At 60.3% G+C, this 18696-nt stretch carries 18 protein-coding genes; 3 read left to right on the plus strand and 15 right to left on the minus strand.

Annotated elements, in window-relative coordinates; translation table 11 throughout:
• Positions 1–2: 2 nt before the first annotated feature.
• On the minus strand, positions 3–2156 hold the full coding sequence (locus C6Y53_RS19645; protein WP_149615661.1) for a ferredoxin family protein: 2154 nt from the start codon (positions 2154–2156) through the stop codon (positions 3–5).
• Positions 2157–2207: 51 nt separating this feature from the next.
• Entirely contained in the window at positions 2208–3809 is a 1602-nt protein-coding gene (locus C6Y53_RS19650) for an ATP-dependent acyl-CoA ligase (protein ID WP_149615662.1), read from the minus strand.
• 185 nt (positions 3810–3994) lie between these two features.
• On the opposite strand from C6Y53_RS19650, the gene C6Y53_RS19655 reads away from it, so the two are divergent.
• Together C6Y53_RS19655 and C6Y53_RS19660 are read left to right on the plus strand one after the other, a co-directional pair.
• Positions 3995–4474: a MaoC/PaaZ C-terminal domain-containing protein gene (locus C6Y53_RS19655; RefSeq protein WP_211299556.1), complete on the plus strand. Its 480-nt coding sequence runs from the start codon at positions 3995–3997 to the stop codon at positions 4472–4474.
• Complete coding sequence (locus C6Y53_RS19660) at positions 4471–4947, plus strand: MarR family winged helix-turn-helix transcriptional regulator (protein ID WP_149615664.1); 477 nt, start codon at positions 4471–4473, stop codon at positions 4945–4947. The genes C6Y53_RS19655 and C6Y53_RS19660 overlap by 4 nt, the downstream gene beginning before the upstream one ends.
• 207 nt (positions 4948–5154) lie before the next feature.
• Here C6Y53_RS19660 and C6Y53_RS19665 read toward each other — a convergent pair whose 3' ends face one another.
• The 13 genes from C6Y53_RS19665 to C6Y53_RS19725 all read right to left on the minus strand — a co-directional run bounded on the left by C6Y53_RS19665 (position 5155) and on the right by C6Y53_RS19725 (position 17724).
• Positions 5155–6528, minus strand: coding sequence for an aspartate ammonia-lyase (locus C6Y53_RS19665; RefSeq protein ID WP_149615665.1), 1374 nt, complete (start codon positions 6526–6528; stop codon positions 5155–5157).
• 135 nt (positions 6529–6663) lie between these two features.
• A complete protein-coding gene (locus tag C6Y53_RS19670) occupies positions 6664–7470 on the minus strand; it encodes an aspartate/glutamate racemase family protein (protein ID WP_149615666.1) in 807 nt (268 codons plus the stop codon).
• A 23-nt stretch (positions 7471–7493) separates the two neighbouring features.
• Positions 7494–8276, minus strand: coding sequence for a cyclase family protein (locus C6Y53_RS19675; RefSeq protein WP_149615667.1), 783 nt, complete (start codon positions 8274–8276; stop codon positions 7494–7496).
• A gap of 3 nt (positions 8277–8279) precedes the next feature.
• Positions 8280–9536 carry an SDR family NAD(P)-dependent oxidoreductase gene (locus C6Y53_RS19680; RefSeq protein WP_149615668.1) on the minus strand — a complete coding sequence of 419 codons (1257 nt, stop codon included), beginning with the start codon at positions 9534–9536 and terminating at the stop codon, positions 8280–8282.
• On the minus strand, positions 9536–10711 hold the full coding sequence (locus tag C6Y53_RS19685) for a thiolase family protein (protein WP_149615669.1): 1176 nt from the start codon (positions 10709–10711) through the stop codon (positions 9536–9538). The genes C6Y53_RS19680 and C6Y53_RS19685 overlap by 1 nt, the downstream gene beginning before the upstream one ends.
• A 33-nt stretch (positions 10712–10744) precedes the next feature.
• A complete protein-coding gene (locus tag C6Y53_RS19690; protein ID WP_149615670.1) occupies positions 10745–11176 on the minus strand; it encodes an organic hydroperoxide resistance protein in 432 nt (143 codons plus the stop codon).
• 69 nt (positions 11177–11245) lie between these two features.
• Positions 11246–12019, minus strand: coding sequence for an aspartate/glutamate racemase family protein (locus C6Y53_RS19695; RefSeq protein WP_149615671.1), 774 nt, complete (start codon positions 12017–12019; stop codon positions 11246–11248).
• A gap of 3 nt (positions 12020–12022) precedes the next feature.
• On the minus strand, positions 12023–13339 hold the full coding sequence (locus C6Y53_RS19700; RefSeq protein ID WP_149615672.1) for a TRAP transporter large permease: 1317 nt from the start codon (positions 13337–13339) through the stop codon (positions 12023–12025).
• Entirely contained in the window at positions 13339–13854 is a 516-nt protein-coding gene (locus C6Y53_RS19705) for a TRAP transporter small permease (RefSeq protein WP_244615032.1), read from the minus strand. The genes C6Y53_RS19700 and C6Y53_RS19705 overlap by 1 nt, the downstream gene beginning before the upstream one ends.
• Before the next feature lie 47 nt (positions 13855–13901).
• Positions 13902–14915 (minus strand): type 2 periplasmic-binding domain-containing protein, encoded by a 1014-nt coding sequence (locus tag C6Y53_RS19710; protein ID WP_149615673.1) that lies wholly within the window; start codon positions 14913–14915, stop codon positions 13902–13904.
• 273 nt (positions 14916–15188) lie between these two features.
• Positions 15189–15752 (minus strand): 3-hydroxyanthranilate 3,4-dioxygenase, encoded by a 564-nt coding sequence (locus C6Y53_RS19715; RefSeq protein ID WP_149615674.1) that lies wholly within the window; start codon positions 15750–15752, stop codon positions 15189–15191.
• 129 nt (positions 15753–15881) lie between these two features.
• On the minus strand, positions 15882–16760 hold the full coding sequence (locus tag C6Y53_RS19720; protein WP_149615675.1) for a DMT family transporter: 879 nt from the start codon (positions 16758–16760) through the stop codon (positions 15882–15884).
• Between the two features lie 10 nt (positions 16761–16770).
• Positions 16771–17724, minus strand: a complete 954-nt coding sequence (locus C6Y53_RS19725) for a dihydrodipicolinate synthase family protein (RefSeq protein WP_149615676.1) — start codon at positions 17722–17724, stop codon at positions 16771–16773.
• A gap of 161 nt (positions 17725–17885) precedes the next feature.
• Between C6Y53_RS19725 and C6Y53_RS19730 the strand changes: the two genes are divergently transcribed.
• Positions 17886–18692 (plus strand): aspartate dehydrogenase, encoded by an 807-nt coding sequence (locus C6Y53_RS19730; protein ID WP_149615677.1) that lies wholly within the window; start codon positions 17886–17888, stop codon positions 18690–18692.
• The last annotated feature ends 4 nt before the right edge of the window (positions 18693–18696 follow it).

Raw genomic sequence — 18696 nt, forward strand, 5'->3', positions numbered from 1 at the left:
CCTCAGTCCGGAAAGGCGACGCGGCGGCTGTCCGCGAGGCCTTGCAGGGTTCCGATCACCGCGCTGCGCATGCGCGCGACAAGTCGATCCCAGCGGGTTGGGTTGTGGATGACGTCGGCGCGGTAGAACGAGGGGCAGAGCACGGCCGCCTCGGAGACCTCGCCGCAGTTCCCGCAGCCGACGCAGGTGTTGTCGATGGCGGCAACCGGATCATCCTTGAGTGGGTCATCGGTTTGTTTGACCGAAAGCGATGGGCAACCCGACAAGCGGATACAGGCGTGATCCCCGGTGCAGACGTCCTCATCGACGCCGAAGCGTTCCTTGACCATGCGCTTGCCGGCCTTGACCGCCGCGCGGAACTGGGGCTTCACCCGGCGCTGCTTGTTCAGCATGCATTCGGAAGAGGCGATAATCACCTTGGGGCCGGTTTCCTCGGTTGTCAGCGCCTCGGTCAGGGTCGCCTGCATCTTTGCCACGTCATAGGTGCGGTCGATCTGTCGGACCCATTTCACGCCCATGCCCTTGACCGCGGTGGCGATGCTGTGCTGGGTCGAGCGCCGGGGATTATCGGCGCGTGAAGACAGGATGTCCTGCCCGCCGGTCGCGGCTGCGTAATGGTTGTCGACGATTATGATCACGCCGTCATGTTCGTTGAAGACGGCATTGCCGATGCTCGACGTGAGGCCGTTGTGCCAAAATCCGCCATCCCCCATGACCGAAATCGTGCGTTTGTCGGACTTTACGTTGAAGGCTGACGCCCCGGCCCCGGACAACCCGTAACCCATGGTGTTGCCGCTGACGTTGAAGGGCGGCAGGTTCGCAAAGATATGACAGCCGATATCGCCTGAAACATGGTGCTGACCAATGTCCTTTTCGGTCAACTTCATGGCCGCGAAGATCGGCCGTTCGGGACAGCCCGTGCAGAATCCGGCCGGACGCGGCGGCACCGTGTCGGCCAGTTTCTTGACCGGCTCGGAGGTCAGGATCGGAACCGGGTCAGGCGCCGGGGGACGGTTACCCAGCCTGTCGGACGCGTGTTTCTCGAAGAAGTTGCGCAGACCCTTTTCAACCACGGAGGCGGTATAGTCACCGCCCATGGAGAGCATGTCCTTGCCATGTACCCGGGTGGTCAGCTCGTGGCGGTGAAGCACCGAAATCAGCGACTGCTCAATGTAGTTCGGGTGACCTTCCTCGACCATGATCACCGCGCGCTTGTCGCGGCAGAACTCGACCACCTCGTCATCGACCATCGGATAGGTGACGTTCATGACGTAAATCGGAATCGAGGTTTCGCCATAGGCATCGGCCAGGCCAAGATACAGCAGCGCGCGCATCAGGCTGTTGTACAGCCCGCCCTGAACCACGATGCCCACATCGCCGTTATCGGGGCCGAATACCTCGTTCAGCTTGTTCTCGCGGATATGGCGGATGGCCGCCGGATAGCGTTCTTCCAGTTTTTCGACATCCTGCGCAAGGGAGGCCGGCGGCAGCACCACGCGGTTGATGTCCCGGCGGGGAGATTGCAGCGCATCGCGCAGCTTGAAATCGGGGGCGCGATTGTCCTTGGCGACGAATTCACCGTGAACGTGACAGGCACGAATCCTGACCTGCATCATGACCGGCGTGTTCGACGACTCGGACAGCTCGAAGCCCTGCTCGACGCAATTGACGAGCGATTCCAGGTTGGGCCGCGGGTCCAGAAGCCACATCTGCGACTTCATGGCGAACGCATGGCTGCGCTCTTGCGGGATGGACGACCCCTCGCCGAAATCCTCTCCGAGAATGATCAGCGTGCCACCCGTCACCCCGCCCGAAGCCAGGTTGGTCAGCGCATCCGACGCCACGTTGGTCCCCGCGGTCGATTTCCAGGTGACGGCACCGCGCAACGGATACATCACCGAGGCCGACAGCATAGCCGCCGCGGCGGCCTCGGAGGCCGAGGATTCGAAATGCACATCGAGTTCGTCGAGCAATTCGTTGGCGTCCGCCAACACATCCATGAGATGCGAGATCGGAGAGCCTTGGTAGCCGCCGACATAACTCACCCCGGATTGCAGCAGCGCCTTCGTGATGGCCAGGATCCCTTCGCCGCGAAAGATTTCCCCTTCGCCCGCACGCAGATCCTGCACTTCTTTCTTGAACGATCTTTCAGCCATATTACCAGTTCTTTGTCAGGAATGTTTCAGTGTGATCCGGACCAGAACCGGTTACCGCTTCAGCGTGATACCTGCAGCTTCGCGGTCCCATGTGTCCGGTGTCAAACCCCTGTCGCGAAGCTTGAACTTCTGAACTTTTCCGTTTTCGGTTCTTGGCAGGCTGCCGACGAAGTCGAAGTAACGCGGCACGGCGAAATACGACATCTTTCCCTCGCAATGGCGGATCAGCTCTTCGCCCGTCAGATTGGATCCGCTTGCCGGAACGATGGTGGCCATGACTTCATCCTCGGCCAGTTCCGACGCCACCGGAAACACGGCGACCATTTCCACGTCCGGATGCGCGATCAGGACTTGTTCGACCTCGTAGGAGGAAATGTTCTCGCCCCGACGCCGGATGCTGTCCTTCATCCGGTCGATGAAGCGATAATATCCGTCTGAATCCCGCACCATGCGGTCGCCGGTATGCAGCCACAGGTTGCGCCAGGTTTCCAGCGTCTTTTCCGGCATCCCGAAATAGCCAAGCGCCATGGAAAACGGTTCCGTTGCGCGCAGTACCAGTTCCCCGGCCTCACCATCCGGCAAGGGATTGTCGTACTCGTCGACGATCTGGGCCTCGAAGCCCTCGCGTAGCTGGCCCGCCCATCCATGCCGCACCGTCTTGGCATTGGCGCCGATGACGGCGTTGCTTTCCGTCGCTCCATACCCTTCAAGCAAGATGATACCCGTGCGGTCCGAGAACGCCTCGGCGGCACTGGCCGGAACCCCGGGAGACAAGGCCACCCGGATCGAATGCCCGCGTTCCTCTTCGCCCGGATCGCGGGACAGCAGCATCGGCACCATCGCACCGAGAAGATAGGTCACCGTCGCGCCGGATGCCTTCATCGACTTCCAGAAATTGCTGACGGAAAAACGCGGTTCGACAACCTGTGTCGCACCAAACAACAATGCCTGGAAAAAGCAGTTCATCGCGTTGGTGTGAAACAGCGGGAGCGGGGTGTGCAGCACATCCTTCTCGACGACGCCCAGTTGAGAACCGGTATAATATGCCCACCAGAAGAACTGCGCATGCGGGCAGATTACGCCTTTGGAAAGACCGGTGGTGCCGGAGGTATAAAGGATGGTCAGCGGATCGTGCGGCTGAACCGCAGCGGGTTCGATCGGATCCCCGGCTTCGGGAAATGGCAGGGCGCGCGGCCCGTGGGACGGAAAGGCCCCGTCGTGATCGCCGATAACCCAGATCGTCTCGACCTGCAGCGCCTGGAAGTCCAGATCATATAGCGCCCCGAGTATGTCGGATTCGATGATCAAAAGCTTGGCGCCGGAATTCGACAGGATGTGCTGAAGCTGAAATCCGCGGGACGCCACGTTGATCGGCACCGAGATGGCGCCCCTCCAGCCGCATGCCACGAAGGCCTTCATGAACTCGGGTCGGTTCGAGGCCATGATCGCGACCCGGTCCCCCTTCTCGATCCCGGTTTCCGCGAGCTTGCCCGCATAACCCTCGGCGACGTCCTGAACACCGTCGAACGTCAGACGAGCATCCCCGCAGGCGAACAGGTCTTGTTTGCCGTACTTCTGCGACTGGCGCTGAAGCATATTGGGAAAAGTCCGATCCTCGGGGCCAAACTTTTCTTTCAAGTATTCTGAAGTCATCGCGTTACCTCCTTGCCGCGCCTCTCCGCCTGCATGGTTGCGCATTTTCATCGCAGCCTACGCTCACAAAGTGGCCTTGATCTTTGATTCGATTTCTTATATGACAAATCATATGATTTTGTCTACTGTTCGAAGGTGGTTTTTCGAATCCACCTCACCTTCTGAAAGGAAACGCGATGCACGGAATGTTTTTCGACGATGTCACGGTCGGCCAGATTTTTGAAACCAAGGCAGTTACCGTGTCGAAGACCGACATTCTAAACTTTGCCAATGGTTTCGACCCTAATCTGTTTCACCTCGACACGGCGGTCGCGAGGTGCCATGGATTTCCGGATGTTATCGCAGCGGGGATGCACACGCTTTCGCTGAGCATGAAACTGTTTTTTGACCTGAACCTCTGGGATGACGCGGTGCTGCCATCCCCGGGGATAGACAACGTACGTTGGCTTCGTCCGGTTCTGCCGGATACCTGTCTGTTCGTGAAAGCAAAGGTTTCTGAAGTGCTGCCCTCGAGATCGAAACCGGACCGCGGTATAATTAAGGTTCACCAAGAGACACTGGAACAAAGCACCGGCGCAGTGCTCTTGAGCCTGGATGCAATGCACCGGCTGAAGCGGCGGCCTGCAAGCACTCACCCAGCATCCAAGAAGGAAGACGCGGCATGACCGGACCCGAACAGAAAGAACCGATCATGGCTTCTGAACAAGAGATGATCGATTTCGAGAGTTTTCTTCCGTATTATTTTCACTTGATCGCCGAGGGACTGAGCCAGCGGTTCCGCACGATTCTGAAGCCTCACGGCGTGACCATCCGAAGATGGCGCATTCTCATGGTTCTCATGACAAGTGGCACCTGCAACATGACCGAGCTCAGAGAGAAATCCCTGATCGAGCAATCAGCGCTCAGCCGTGTCGTGGACCAGATGGAGCGTGACAACCTTGTCGTCCGCCGCCCAAAGGCCGGCGACAACCGCATCATCGAGGTATTTCTGACCGATCAGGGCCGCAAGAGTTACTTCGATCTGGTTCCTGCGGCGCGAACCTATGCCGAGAGCATCGTGGACGGGATTCCAAAACGAGAACGGCAGGCGCTTCTCAATTCTCTGAGAAAGATCCTGCATAACCTAGAAAAGAACTAGGAGACAGCCAGGGTCGGGGGAGCGGACGCCCCTTCCTGTCGGCAGCGGAACGTGCCGACGTGATGTTTGCTAAGTGCATCACAAAAGCACAGAGCATCCACGGCATCGACAATGCTGTTGACCGGACCGGTCTCATGCTTCTCATGCGCGCCGCCGGCAAGGTCTTACGGAATTCGAAAGACCAATAGATCTCCGACATCCGCGTTCTCATGCCAGCATCGCGTCGATTTCGTCTTGGGTTCCAATTCCCAACTTGACCGCTGCTTCTCTGACACTTCCCTGCTCGACCAGCGCCATCTTGGCAACTTCGGCGGCTACCGAATAGCCGAGGTAAGGCACCAGCATGGTTGCCAGGACCAGACTATTTTCGAGCATATCTTCGCAAAGCGCGGCATCGGCCTGAATACCCTGCACGCATTTCGTGGCAAGGGTATCCATGGCATTGCCCAAGATCCTCATGCTTTGCAGAATATTCAGGATTATGACCGGTTCAAAGGCATTCAACTGCAATTGTCCGGCTTCCGCCGCCATGGTGACAGTCAGGTCATTGCCGATGACCTGAAACGCCACTTGGTTGACGACCTCGGGGATCACCGGGTTCACCTTGCCGGGCATGATCGAAGACCCGGCCTGGACAGGTGGCAGCCCGATTTCGTTGAACCCCGACCGCGGGCCGGAAGACAACAGCCGCAGGTCGTTGCATATCTTGGACAGTTTCACCGCGATGCGCTTCAGCACGCTGGAAAAGGTGACATAGGCCCCCGTGTCCGACGACGCTTCGATCAGGTCGCCTGCCAGCTTCACCGGCAGTCCGGTGAGGCGCGAGAGCTCCGCCACCACTGCCTCGGCATACCCGTCGGGCGTATTGACCTGGGTTCCAATCGCTGTGCCACCGAGGTTCACTTCGAGAAGGAGGTGTTTCAGCCGCCCGATGATCTCGACATCTTCGTGAATGGTCACGGCGAACCCCGTGAACTCCTGTCCAAGCGTCATCGGAACGGCGTCCTGTAACTGCGTCCGGCCGATTTTTCTGATGTCGCAGAACGCGGCGGCTCGATCCCGGAAGGCTTCGGCCAGGCGCATCTGCGCTGCGGAAAAAGCTTCGCATTGCGACACGATGGCCAAGCGCATGGCGGTCGGATAGACGTCGTTTGTAGATTGCGACCTGTTCACGTCATCATTCGGGTGCAGGTGCGCGTAGTCACCGGGCTGGTGGCCCGACTTGATCAGTCCGAGATTTGCAATGACCTCGTTCATGTTCATATTGGTCGAGGTACCCGCCCCGCCCTGGATCATGTCGACCCGAAACTCGTCGTGCCAGCAACCGGCGATGATTTCGTCGCACACCTCCTCGATCACGCGCGCCTTCTGCGGTGACAGGACACGCAAGTCGGCGTTCACCCGCGCAGCAGCTTTCTTAACCGATGCGAGTGCCCGGACAAACTCGGGGAAGTGCGACAAAGGCATGCCGGAGATCGGAAAGTTCTCGATCGCGCGCTGGGTGTTGATGCCCCACAGGCAGGTTCGCGGCAAATCCATCGGTCCAAGACTGTCGTGCTCAGTCCGGATGTCGTGTTTCATGTCGTGGAAACCTGTTCTTGGCGCTCTGGCCAATGGTGTGCGCCGCGCCGGATCGGCGCGACGCGATCGGAAAGGGTGCAAATGCCGGTCTGCCTGCTCTTGCTCGGGAGGAAGCAAGGACAGTCTTGCGAACCCTTACTCCGATTTCAGCGATAGGCTGGATTTCCGACCATTGGCCACCAACTCCCTGAAGTCGCGGATCGCCTGGTCCGGCGACAGGTTGCAGTGCTGACCGCGGCAGATTCCGGTGCCATTCAGACGCGCTAGGCGCACCTGCATCTCGGCGCTGAAAAGCGTGACGGCGGCCGAATTCACGACGGGTGCAGGCCCGACCGTCATGCCGAACTCGGAGCCGACCAGCATTGCCGGGAGAATGCCGGCGGCGACGATGACATCGGCCCCCTTGTCGACCATTGGCTGCGCTGCAGAGCGGAACGCGCCAAGCATCCGCGCCTTGGCCTCCGGATCACCCGCGAAGGCATCGGAAAAATCGGATGGCTGCCCGTTCATCCCTGCCACATGCACGACCCGGTCGCTTAGACCGTAGAGCGCGGCCTGTTCCAGATGATGAGACCTGTACAGTTCGTCCAGCGAAACCAGGCCGATGGTCCGACCAAGCTGCGCTGCGAAATGCATCGTGACCTCTCCGGCGCCGATGACAGGAATGTCCACGGCTGATTTCATCTCGTAGAGACTGGGGTCCTGGAAATGCCCCATGACCACGGCGTCATACTCCGCTTCGGCTGCGGCAATGGCATTGTCGATCGCCAGCACGGCACACCTCAGCTCGGACAAGCGGCTGAACGCTCGATCCGGCGGCGTAATGCCAAACACCTCTACTGTCGTGCCGGGCGACGCGATTGCGTTGAGGTCCCGCGCCAGCTTTTCCATGTACGGCGCGCTTGCCGTCTCATCCACGAAACTTTGCCAGAAAATCCGCATTTTTCCACTCTCCGATTGCAATGTTATTCTGCATCCGCCAGCGCGAGAACCCGAAGCGGACTGCCCGAGCCTTCGAGAACCTTGAGCGGGGCCGAAACGATGATCGTCCCCTTCACTGGCAGCTTGTCGAGGTTTGTCAGGCATTGAAGCCCGTATTTTCCAGCGCCGTGCAGAAGATTGTGCGCAGGAAAGGGAAGCGAGAAGTTCCCTGCCAAACCCGCGTCGGTACCGATCGTTTCGGTACCAAAGCCGATTATATCGCGCTCCTTGATCAGCCACCGGATCGCCTCTTCGGTCGGGCCGGGGGTGTGGGCGCCGTCATCCTTCAGATTGGCATATTCGGCACCGCTTTTCTTGTACCAATCGGTGCGCATCAGGACCCACCATCCGGCGGGAATCTTCCCGTTCACCTCTTCCCATTTCAACAGGTCGTCGACGGTCAGAAGGTAATTGGGATCGGCCGCGCTTTCACGCGAGCAATCAATGATACAGGCGGGGCGGATCATCGGGTCCAACGGCATGGTGTCGACCGTGTTCCGCGGCAAGTCGCGCCCGGTGACCCAATGCGCCGGCGCATCGAAATGGGTGCCGGTATGTTCCGAGAAGGTCAGCTTGTTCCAATACCAAGAAGGCCCGGCGGCGTCGTATCTTGCCAGCCGCTCGATCTTCACCGGAGTTGCCTGGGCAAATTCCGGCGGCAGCACCAAGGTCGGAAAATCCGGCGAGAGGGTGTGCGTCAGATCGACGATCCGCAGCGCCCCCGTTGCAAGGGCCTCGGCCAATATATGCTGTACCGACTGGGTCATGATTTATCCTCCGGGTCTTGTGGCTGCGATTTCGCGTTCTGCGGCCTTGGGGTTGGACAGCAATCTTTCATGGATATCCTGTGCGACGGCGCCGACATGCACATCTTCGAGCCCCCGTTTCAGGCCATCGACAATGCTCCGCGAAAGCACCCGCGCCGTGACCCGGGGTTGCGGCATCGTCTGGAGCCATTCGGACTCCGACGCGCCGGTCAGCACGTTCATCATCCGAATGCCGCCCTGCCGTAACTCGGCCCGCAGGCTGTGCGACAAGTTCAGCGCGGCGGCATGCGCCATGCTGTATCCGGCAAAAACGGCCGACGGTGTTTGTGCATAGACCGAAAGCACGTTAACCCAAGCCGCCGCGCCGGTGTCGCCGTCGGCGCCCCGCGCGGCCATGATCGGAGCGAAGCGTGTGGCCAGCCGCATCAGCCCCATGGCGACCACATCCATGGCCTCTGCCGTGTGGCTAAGTTGCCCGGGCGCAAGATACCCGCCAGGGCGGATGTGATCCGTGGTATTGATCAGGATCTCGGTCTTGGCGGCATAGGCGTGGCTCAGTTCAAAGACCGACCGTTCGCTGCGCACATCCAGCGGCACAAGCTTCACCTTCTTGAGTTGGATCAGCTCATCGCCCGCCGGGAACGGTTTCCAATCGTCAGGGACGCCGACGAACACCTTGCGCGCGCCGGCCTTCAGCAGGTCCTTGACCAGAGCGGGCGTCACCGGGTTGCGACCATCGGTGATAAGAATCCGGCGATGCCGGGGATCGGCGGTCATCTCGCGCCATTGCGGATCGTCCATGTATGTGGCCTCGCTGCCTTCGGGCGCGGCGTAAAAGACCGCCTGCCCTGCCTTGTCGAGCTTCAGGCTCATGGTGACCTTTCCACTTTCTTCGCAGCCGTAATGCGCATGGGCGAGAACGATCGGACCGCAATCGAGCCGAACCAGCGCCACGCGCCACGGCGCGCGCTCGCGGAAGTAGGTCAGAAAGGGAACCTCTGCCTCGGTCAGCGACAGGACCGTGCCGCCGGTCGCCGCATCGCCAAGTGAAAATTCCCCCGCCAGACACACTGGACAGCAGTCGTGCGCTGGTGCCACGAAGGTACCGCAACTGCGGCATTGCAAAAGTGCGAACCGGCCCTCGGCAGCGGCTTGCGCCAGCATATGTGCCTGACGGCTGCGCGCCTGTGGGGGCAGCGTGACTTGACGAGTTCTCTCAAGCGGGTCCTTGTTGCCAGGAACGTCCAGTGGTCTGAACATCATGCACCTCCCGATAGGATGACGGCGGCCGACGCGAGTCCCCGGTCGTAGTTGATCATTCCAAACCCGGCAGCCATCGCATGCTGTGCCTTTGCAACCTGGGTTCCCCCGGCCTGGTCCGTGACCTGTCGCACGGCTTCGACAAGGCCCAAAAAACCGCCCGCGACACCCGCTTGCCCTGCCGAAAGCTGCCCGCCAGAGGTGTTGTGCGGGAAACTGCCCTCGATGGTCAGGTCGTGCTGTTGAACGAAATCCGATCCCTCGCCCTTCTTGCAAAAGCCGAGATCCTCGAACTGCATCATCGAGATGAAAGGATAATCATCATAGGTCTCCAGCACGTCGATCTGCGCGGGCTCCAGCCCGGACATCGTGTAAAGCTCGCCGATATCGGCGGCCCAGCCCCCGCGTTCCTGAACCGCGTCCTCGGAAAACGCATTATGACGCTCGATCGTGGCGCTGATCCGGGCGAAGGGCAGTCCTTGCGCGCGGGCTGCCGCCTCGCGCATGACCAGAAACCCTTCGGCGCCAGCACAGGGCATGACGCAATCGAACAGGTGGATCGGCGCGGAGATCGCGCGCGCGTTCATGTAGGTGTCCAGATCCAGCGGAGTCTTGAACAGCGCATTTTGGTTTTTCAACGCGTTGGCACGCTGCGCGACGGCGATCTTACCGAAATCCTCGCGGCGCGCGCCGTATTTGCGCATGTAGTTCGAGGCGATCAGCGCAAAACTGGTGTTCGGCCCCCCTGCACCATAAGGAAACACGCCATCCTGCGAAAACCGCGAGAACGACTTCAGCGACTCCTCGAAACTGTCGACGGCATTGGTGTCTGCGCCGATGCAGGCGACGATATCCGCATCGCCCATCTGCACTGCGCGGGCGGCACGGCGCAGCGCAACAATCGCGGCCACGCCGCCGAACGGCAGGAAATCGATGAACCTTGGTGAAACGCCGAAATGTTGCGTCAAGCCGATCACGCTGTCCGGGGCGGTCGAGAAGCTCCCGACCGACAGCCCGTCGATGTCACGGTGGCCGAGCCCCGCGCCATTGGCCAGTGCCGCCAAGGCGCGCCCGATCCACCAGATCGTGCTCTCCGATGAATACCTCCTGTAGGGGACGGTCACTGGCGTGGTGATCACCACATCGTTGTAGGGGTGTCTTGATGGATTGCTCATTCTGGCCGAACTCCCGGGCGCGCTGGCGTTACGTCAGGTGACCGCCGTGAGCTTCACGTCGATGTTCCCGCGCGTTGCGTTGGAGTACGGGCACCGTTCATGGGCACCGGCAAGCACCTTGTCGGCCACGTCCTGCTCAAGCCCGGGCATGTTGACCACCAATTCGACGGTCAGCGCATATCCGACTTCGATCGGCCCCATGCCAACCTTGGCGGAGACCGAGGTCTCGGCGGGGAGGCTGATCTTCGAGGTCCGCGCGACCAGCTTTACCGCGCCGAGGAAGCAGGCCGAGTAGCCGGCGCCGAAAAGCTGTTCGGGGTTCGTGCCTTCGCCGCCCGGTCCGCCCATTTCCTTGGGAATGACGAGGGCCACGTCGAGATTTCCGTCGTCGCTGCGGGACCGCCCGTCGCGTCCGCCCTGCGATGTCACGGTGGTTTCGTAAATGATTTTCTTAGGCGTTTTCATTCTGTGTCTTCCTTCTACTTTGGATGATGTGTGTGAACACGCGGACCTGCGCCCGGCGCGGTGCAACCGTCACAACCCTTTGGGATTCTCGATGAATTCTTGGAGGATGTCGGGCGGCGGCTGGACGAATTCGCCGCTGCGGCTCACCCGCAGGCCCGTCATCTCCTTCAGCCGCACCGCCAGCTCGGCCCGTTTGAGAACCACAGGTACGCCATTCAGAACCGGCGCGCCCTCCACGCAATGTGCATGAAGGCGATTGAAGGCCAGCATGGGAATTCCCCCCCCGGGAACCAGCACATCCAGACCCGCGTCGACGGCGTCGCGCATCTCGTCCTCGAACTTGGCCGCGATGGTATCCAGCATCTCGTCCGACGAGAGTGCCTCCATCACCTGCCCTGGCTCGAACCGCATGCTCAGGAGTTCCGGGACCCGGGATTCGAGGCAGTATTTCCGGATCTGGTGCCGGAACCATGGATCGTAACGCCGGTTAAAGGACACCACGCCGATCCGCTGTCCAAGCTCGCAAGCCTGCAACAAGGACGCTTCGCCCAGGCCAAGCACAGGGATGTCGACAGCGGCGCGGCACTCGTAAAGGCCGGCATCCTGGAAATGGCCGATGACAAAGGCATCATAGCCCTCGGCTTCGGCGCGCATGGCGTTGCAGATCACTTCCCGGGCGCAGCGAAATTCGACCAGCGAATGTGCGTAGCTGTCATGCGGCGTGATCCCCCGGATATCGACCTCGGTTCCGGGGTCGGCGACGGCCATCAGGGCAGCCTCCAAGTGGCGCCAGTAAGCGGCGCCGTTTTCCGCATCGACAAAGCTCTGGTACCAAATGCGCATGGATCAGTTCCTTATAAGACTGGGCAGCCACAGCGCGATCTCTGGAAAGATCGTCACGATGGTGACCAACAAAAGGGTGCACAGGATGAACGGTGCGGCTGCGCGCGCGATTTCTCCCAAGGTCGTTCCGGGCGGGCTGACGCTCAACATGACGAACAGTAGCAGTCCGAACGGTGGCGTCGCGAGGCTCAGTTCGAGGCCGAGCAACATGACCACGCCGAACCACACCGGGTCAAAGCCGTTCAGGATGATCAGCGGCATGAAGATCGGGATGGTGAGCATCATGATCGACAGCTGATCCATGAACATGCCCAGGATCAGCACGATGAGGAACATCAACGCGATGAGCGCATACGGGTTCAGGTCGAGGCTCTTGGCGAATCCGATCAAGCCGGACGAGGCTCCGGAAAAGGCCATGATCTGGGAAAACGTCGTCGAGCCCAGGATGATCACCAGCATCATGCCCGACACCTTCAGCGACTCCATCAGGGACGCCCGGATCGCCTCGATGGTCAGCACGTTTTTCAGCAGCGCCAGGATCAGAACCGCGAATGTGCCAAAGGCCGCGGATTCCGATGGTGTTGCCCAGCCAAGCAGGATCATCCCGATCACCGCGAACACCACGAGCCCCATCGGCAGGACATCAACTGTAACCGCACGCAGGATTTCCTTGGCTGTTGCGCGGTCGGCCGCGTAGCCGGGCGCGGCATCCGGATCGGCATAGATTTGCCATGCGATCGTCACGATGAAGAGAAGCGCAAGGAGAACGCCGGGGATCAGGCCTGCGATCAGCAGGGCCCCCACATCAATCCGGGCAAGCGATCCGAACAGCACCGCCAAGGAAGACGGCGGGATGATCATCGCAAGCCCGCCGGTAGCCAGGATCGGCCCCATGATCATGTGCTTCTTGTAGCCCCGCTTGAGCATGTCAGGCAGCAGGGTCGTCCCGAGAAGGGCGGTGTTGGCGATCGACGATCCCGACAGCGTCGCGAAAAGCGTCCCGCCCGCCACCGTCAGATAAGCAAGCCGCCCTTTGATCGAGCCAAAGCACTTGTCCAGCGCGTCAAAGACCCGTGCCGCCAGCCCCGTATGAAACAGCAGCGCACCCATTAGAATGAACAGGGGAACCGGTACGAGCGCAAAGCTTGTCACTGCCGTCGTCGAATTGGTGATCAACTGATCGATGCCGACCAACCCACCCATGAAGAGAAAGGCACCGACGACGTTGATCGTGATAAATGCTACGGCCACCGGCACGCCGATGAACATGCAGAAGAGAAGGCCCCCTATCAGGTAGAAGGCTGCGACATACCATTCCATCAGCCTTCTCCTTGCGAGCCGCGGAACCGTTCGCCGCGCAAGAGCAATATCAGGAACTCGACAGCCATCAGGCCGAAGCCGACGCTCAGCATCGCATACAGCACCCATCCGGGGAAATTGACGGACCGCATGTCAACCGCACCGTTCTGCGTCACTTCGATGGCGACGGCGGCTGCGCGCCAGCTCACGACGGCCAGTACCAACACGGACAGTGTCAGGGCGACCTGCGACACCACACGCCGAACAGCTGCGGGCATCTTGTCGACGAAGGACTGGATCGCGACGTGGCCATTTGTGCGCACCAGATAGGGGGCAACGGCCATCGTGCTGAACAGCAGTCCATACTCGATCAGTGCACTGAATGCCTGGAGGGAGCGGTAGCCGAGGTTCCGCATGGCGACATCACCGATAATCGCAATGGCTATGAACGAGAGACACGCCACCCCTAAGTAGACGAGGCACCTGAGGGTGCCATCATACAGTTTCATAAAGATCATTAGCAGGACCTTCTCCATGCAAGGCAATTGCGCGGACACGACGGTACGTGCCCGCGCGAACTCGGTTATTGCTGGTAGTAGGCGGCCTTCAACTGGTCATAGTATTCGGAACCGGCGTTTTCCATCCGCTCCCAGACCTTTCCATACGCCGCGTCGAGGAACTCTTCCCGCGCCTCGCCTTCGAGTTCGAGGAATTGCATCCCGGACGCCTTGACGGCTTCTTCCGAGGTCTTGATCTTGTTCTGGAAATGGTCGTAGGACATCTGCTCGTATTCGGCGGTCAACCGGGTCAGCAGCTCCTTTGCCTCATCGCTGAGCGCATCGTATTTCTCGGCGTTGGTGGCTACGGCCAGATCGGTCTGGAAGAAACCGGGATCAATCCGGTAGTTCAGGAACTTATCCCAGGACAGGTCCTCGATACCCATGGACGGCCACCCGGTCCCGTCGAAGGAATGGCGCTCGAGGCCGGTATAAACGTCGGTCACGGCCATGTTCACCGGAATGATGCCCAGCGATTCGAAGAAGCTCGTATAGAGCGGAGATGTCCGGATCCGTAGTCCGTCGAAATTGATACCGCCGTCTTCGGTCCGTTCCGGTTCGTCGAGCGTGTAGATGTGGAATTGGATACCGCCATCGAGCTGACCGTTGATGAACACCCCGAGCTTCTTGCGTGAGGCTTCCTGCATGATGGCAAGGCCGCCGTTCTTGCGCGCCTCCATCGGCGTGACGGTCGAACCGGTCCATGCGTCACCTTCGGGCATGCTCCCGAGGTAGTAGGCAAGAGGACCGTAATACATGTCCACGATGCCGCGACGAACCGCGTCCACCTGCTGGTTTTGCGGGAACATCTCCGGGCCGCCGACATAGTCGATCTGGATGACGCCCTCGCCGTTCTCGTTCACGTAGTCGACGTAGCGCTGGAAGCTCTCCGTGAAGATCATCGATTTCGGGAAAGCGGCAATCGCGCGAAGCGTCTCTTCGGCCTTGGCGGGAATGGCTGCGCCGGCGACCATGATCGCGGCGACGGGCAGTGCTCTTGCCACGATTTTCGTAAGTGTCTTGAAATCAGTTAGTTGCATTGTCTTTCCTCCAGTTGGGCTGATTCCCCACGGCGTCGCATCCTTTACTTGCAGACAAGATCGCCATAGGTGTTTGGTTTTTCATATGTATTTTCATTTGTTAGCGCCCGTGTCAATTTGTCATCGTCCGCCCGAACGGGTCTCGGACTTCACGCTGACTTGAAGCATTACGGTCAAAAACGGAGATGAGGCTAGGAACCAACGCCCCCTCTTCACCACCGCCAATCCAATACTAGATACACGAGAGCGGCCGTTCGAAAGCGCAACAGCGCCTTACAAGTTGACCCACCCCTCGGGCGGCTTGCCCCGGCCCGGGTGCACGGCGCCACAGGCGGGACATGTACGCGCCTCGATGCTGTTGTGGAATGCCTCGTATACCTTAGGCAGTTCGGTGACGATCCCCTCGGCGCCACTCAGCTCCACTTCGGCGCGGTGCACCAGGCCCTCGCAGTTGAAGCAGTACCACTCGAAGCCCTCTTTCATACCGGGCTGCCGCGGCGCTTCGACGACGATGCCGATCGACCCTTCCTGCGGGCGCTGCGGCGCGTGGCGGACATGCGGCGGCAACATGAACACCTCACCCTCGCGCACCGGCACGTCGTAGATCTTGCCGCCATCGGCGATCTTCAGCATCATGTCGCCCTTCTGCTGAAAGAACCATTCCTCGACCGGGTCGTCGTGAAAATCCACGCGCGTGTTCGGGCCACCCACGACCATCACGATCATGTCGCCTTCCTTGTGAAGCAGCTTGTTGCCGACCGGGGGGCGCAATTGGTCGGCATTGTCTTCGCACCACTTCTTGAAATTGAAGGGTTTCAGGGTGGGGTGGTTGAACATGGCTTCCTCCAGTTGAGACCTTCGCTGTGCGTCGAAAGGATGTGTCGTTATCCTATACCCTATCCAAATCCGCGCACCCGGTTTAGAAATATTCAGGGAAGTAGGTATCAGATTATGGAATATCGGGTGTCATTGCGAAAACAGGATCGCAGACCCCAAAAAAGCCAACCCGCCAGCCAGGGCCAGCAGCCGCCCATCAAAGCGTTCGCCCTTGAAGAACAGCGCGATAAAAGCCGCCGAGAAGAACAAATCGAGCGTGCCCAGTATCGCGACGCTCGACACCGGCGCCATGCTCAACGCGAGAAACTGCAGCGTCTGCCCGATCCCGAGGGACAACGCGGTTGCCCAATGCCAGACGCAGCGGTCGCAAAACAGGTGCCGGAAGGCACCGCCACGGAACGCGGCGACTAAAGGAAACCAGACCAGCCCCATCACAGCCCCGAACAGCGTGCCAAACAGCGGATCGGGAATCCCATCAAGACCCATGCGGCGGAAACTGTAGGCCAGAGCATAGCACAGCGCAGACGCAATGCCGAACAGGTCTCCGGTCAAGTTCTGCGTGATGGACAGGTGGCACGGCAGCAGTTGATAGCACAACACGCCTGCCATGATGATGGCGCCGCCCACCAGGACGTGCGCTTCTGGCCACTCGCCTAAAAGCATCAGCCCGCAGGGTAGAGCGAAGACCGGGATCAGGCGGCGGAACAGGGCAGCCTTGACCGCGCCAATCCGTTCGGTGGCCCGGTACATCGTCGTCCGGCCCAGCACTGTCGAAAAGATCCCGGCAAGCGCGAACAGGGCCAAGCCGGGCGCACTGTCCCAGCTGGCCAATTGCGACAGAGACACGCCACCCCAGATCAACCAGAGGCCCACCGTCAGGACGCATGTGGCGACCACCGATAGGAAGACTCCATTGTCGCCCGTGGCGTCCTTCTTGCCCTTCGAGATCGTGACTCCGGCGATGCCGTATAACATCGCCGAGCACAGAGCGAGGATTTCTCCGGTCATTCCCTGACCGTCAGAGTTTGAGTCCGCAGCTCTCGAAAGCGGCGCGGGTGGCGGCCTTTTCCGCGTCGGTCATTTCAAGCATCGGGTGGCGGACATGGCCACCCACCTGCCCCAGCAATTCCTGCCAGTACTTGCCATGCGCCGTGGGCTTGCCGCCCGGTTTGGTGCCCCGGATTGCCTCGCGCACCGGATCAAGGCTGTTGCGGACCCGCCGCGCCTCGTCGAATTTCCCGGCAAAGGCCAGTTGCGTGTATTCGTGCATCCGCAGGTCGTTCGCGGTCTGCAACTGGTAAGGCGGCGAGGAACACAGGTAGAGCTGCCAGCCCAGCTCCTCTATATTATCGAGCCATTCGTCCTCGGAAGAAGTGGAAACAAGGATCTTGTCCCCCACCATGCGGCTCAGGCGCGCATAAATCTCGCGCGGGACCGAGTATTTGATAGCCATAATGTTGGGCAGGTCCGCGATGCGCGCGCAGGTCTCGGGCTCCATCAGGTAACCGCTGTCGGGGTGCGACCACATCGCGATGCCGATATCGAGGCGATCGCACAGGTACTTGTAGTAGTTGTAGAGCACTTCGTCCCGGTCATGGCAGAAGCTCAGCATCGGCGCATGGACGACGACATAATCGGCGCCGCAGTCCTGCGCGTGCAGACCGAGTTCCAGCACCGTATCCACGTTCTGGTCAGAGATCGACATGATCGTGCCCGCTTTGCCGCCGCATTCCTCGGCGGCGACGGTCATGTTGCGCTTGCGCTCGTCCAGCGACATCGACCAGAACTCGCCCTGCTTGCCGGCGATGAAAAGCCCCTGGATTTGCAAGTCGTCGATCCAGTGGCGGATATTGTGGCGCAGGCCGGCTTCGTCAAAGCTGCCATCCGCGTGAAACGGGTTCAATGCGGCCGCCCAGATTCCCCACATGGTTTCGCGGGCGTGGGCCTTGGCTTCATGCTTCGTGTATTGCATCGGATGGAGTCCCTTGGTTCTGCGGCTCGGACAGGATGTGCGTGAAAGCTGCAGCGAATCCCTGGATTATCCAAATCGAATGTTTGAAATCAGGTATAGGAAAATCGAATTTCCAAGAGCCTTGTGTTAAAGTTAATATAGTGCCCCAAACAGGAGGCTTCATGAAGATTGGTCTGATCGGCCGCGGCGCCATCGCCCGGTATGTCGAAGAAAAGCTGAAAGCCGAGGGTCACCCTGTCACGGCCTACCTGCTACGTCCCCAAAGGGTGGATGAGATGCGGGCGGCGCACTGCACGCAGACAGGCGACGGGCCTGCCTTCGTGTCCTCGGTCGCGGATTTGCCTGCGGATCTGGATCGCGTCGTCGATTGCGCGGGGCATCATGCGTTGCACGAGTATGGCACTGCGATTCTGCGCGCAGGTTTCGATCTGACCACCGTCTCGCTGGGCGCTCTGGCCGACCCGGCACTCGAAGAAGACCTTCGGCACGCGGCCATCGAGGGTGGCGCGGCCCTGTCCCTTGCCAGTGGCGCCATCGGCGCGCTGGACGCCTTGCGCTCCGCCCGGATTGGAGAGCTGAAATCGGTCCGCTACGTGGGCCGCAAGCCGCCCGAAGGCTGGCGTGGATCGCCCGCCGAGGACCAACTGGATCTGGCCGCCTTGACCGATACCCCGGCCACCCATTTCGCCGGAACCGCCCGCGGGGCGGCCCGGGCCTATCCCAAGAACGCCAATGTCGCCGCCGCGGTTGCCTTGGCCGGGATCGGTTTCGACCGGACCGAAGCGGAGTTGATCGCCGACCCGACGGCCACCGCCAACATCCACGAAATCCATGCCGAAGGTACCTTTGGTCAACTGGAATTCCGCATCTCCGGCAAGCCGCTGCCCGGCAACCCGAGAAGTTCCGCCTTGGCAGCCATGAGCGTAGTCGATACGATCCTGCAAAGCGCAAGCCCGATACGATTTTAGGAAA

Source organism: Pukyongiella litopenaei, assembly GCF_003008555.2.
GTDB lineage: Bacteria > Pseudomonadota > Alphaproteobacteria > Rhodobacterales > Rhodobacteraceae > Pukyongiella > Pukyongiella litopenaei.

What these genes read in the sequence shown, in the direction of transcription:
- C6Y53_RS19645 (WP_149615661.1), bottom strand. Translation starts at nt 2,156, where the DNA reads ATGGCTGAAAGATCGTTCAAGAAAGAAGTGCAGGATCTGCGTGCGGGC.
- C6Y53_RS19650 (WP_149615662.1), bottom strand. Translation starts at nt 3,809, where the DNA reads ATGACTTCAGAATACTTGAAAGAAAAGTTTGGCCCCGAGGATCGGACT.
- C6Y53_RS19655 (WP_211299556.1), top strand. Translation starts at nt 3,995, where the DNA reads ATGTTTTTCGACGATGTCACGGTCGGCCAGATTTTTGAAACCAAGGCA.
- C6Y53_RS19660 (WP_149615664.1), top strand. Translation starts at nt 4,471, where the DNA reads ATGACCGGACCCGAACAGAAAGAACCGATCATGGCTTCTGAACAAGAG.
- C6Y53_RS19665 (WP_149615665.1), bottom strand. Translation starts at nt 6,528, where the DNA reads ATGAAACACGACATCCGGACTGAGCACGACAGTCTTGGACCGATGGAT.
- C6Y53_RS19670 (WP_149615666.1), bottom strand. Translation starts at nt 7,470, where the DNA reads ATGCGGATTTTCTGGCAAAGTTTCGTGGATGAGACGGCAAGCGCGCCG.
- C6Y53_RS19675 (WP_149615667.1), bottom strand. Translation starts at nt 8,276, where the DNA reads ATGACCCAGTCGGTACAGCATATATTGGCCGAGGCCCTTGCAACGGGG.
- C6Y53_RS19680 (WP_149615668.1), bottom strand. Translation starts at nt 9,536, where the DNA reads ATGTTCAGACCACTGGACGTTCCTGGCAACAAGGACCCGCTTGAGAGA.
- C6Y53_RS19685 (WP_149615669.1), bottom strand. Translation starts at nt 10,711, where the DNA reads ATGAGCAATCCATCAAGACACCCCTACAACGATGTGGTGATCACCACG.
- C6Y53_RS19690 (WP_149615670.1), bottom strand. Translation starts at nt 11,176, where the DNA reads ATGAAAACGCCTAAGAAAATCATTTACGAAACCACCGTGACATCGCAG.
- C6Y53_RS19695 (WP_149615671.1), bottom strand. Translation starts at nt 12,019, where the DNA reads ATGCGCATTTGGTACCAGAGCTTTGTCGATGCGGAAAACGGCGCCGCT.
- C6Y53_RS19700 (WP_149615672.1), bottom strand. Translation starts at nt 13,339, where the DNA reads ATGGAATGGTATGTCGCAGCCTTCTACCTGATAGGGGGCCTTCTCTTC.
- C6Y53_RS19705 (WP_244615032.1), bottom strand. Translation starts at nt 13,854, where the DNA reads ATGGAGAAGGTCCTGCTAATGATCTTTATGAAACTGTATGATGGCACC.
- C6Y53_RS19710 (WP_149615673.1), bottom strand. Translation starts at nt 14,915, where the DNA reads ATGCAACTAACTGATTTCAAGACACTTACGAAAATCGTGGCAAGAGCA.
- C6Y53_RS19715 (WP_149615674.1), bottom strand. Translation starts at nt 15,752, where the DNA reads ATGTTCAACCACCCCACCCTGAAACCCTTCAATTTCAAGAAGTGGTGC.
- C6Y53_RS19720 (WP_149615675.1), bottom strand. Translation starts at nt 16,760, where the DNA reads ATGACCGGAGAAATCCTCGCTCTGTGCTCGGCGATGTTATACGGCATC.
- C6Y53_RS19725 (WP_149615676.1), bottom strand. Translation starts at nt 17,724, where the DNA reads ATGCAATACACGAAGCATGAAGCCAAGGCCCACGCCCGCGAAACCATG.
- C6Y53_RS19730 (WP_149615677.1), top strand. Translation starts at nt 17,886, where the DNA reads ATGAAGATTGGTCTGATCGGCCGCGGCGCCATCGCCCGGTATGTCGAA.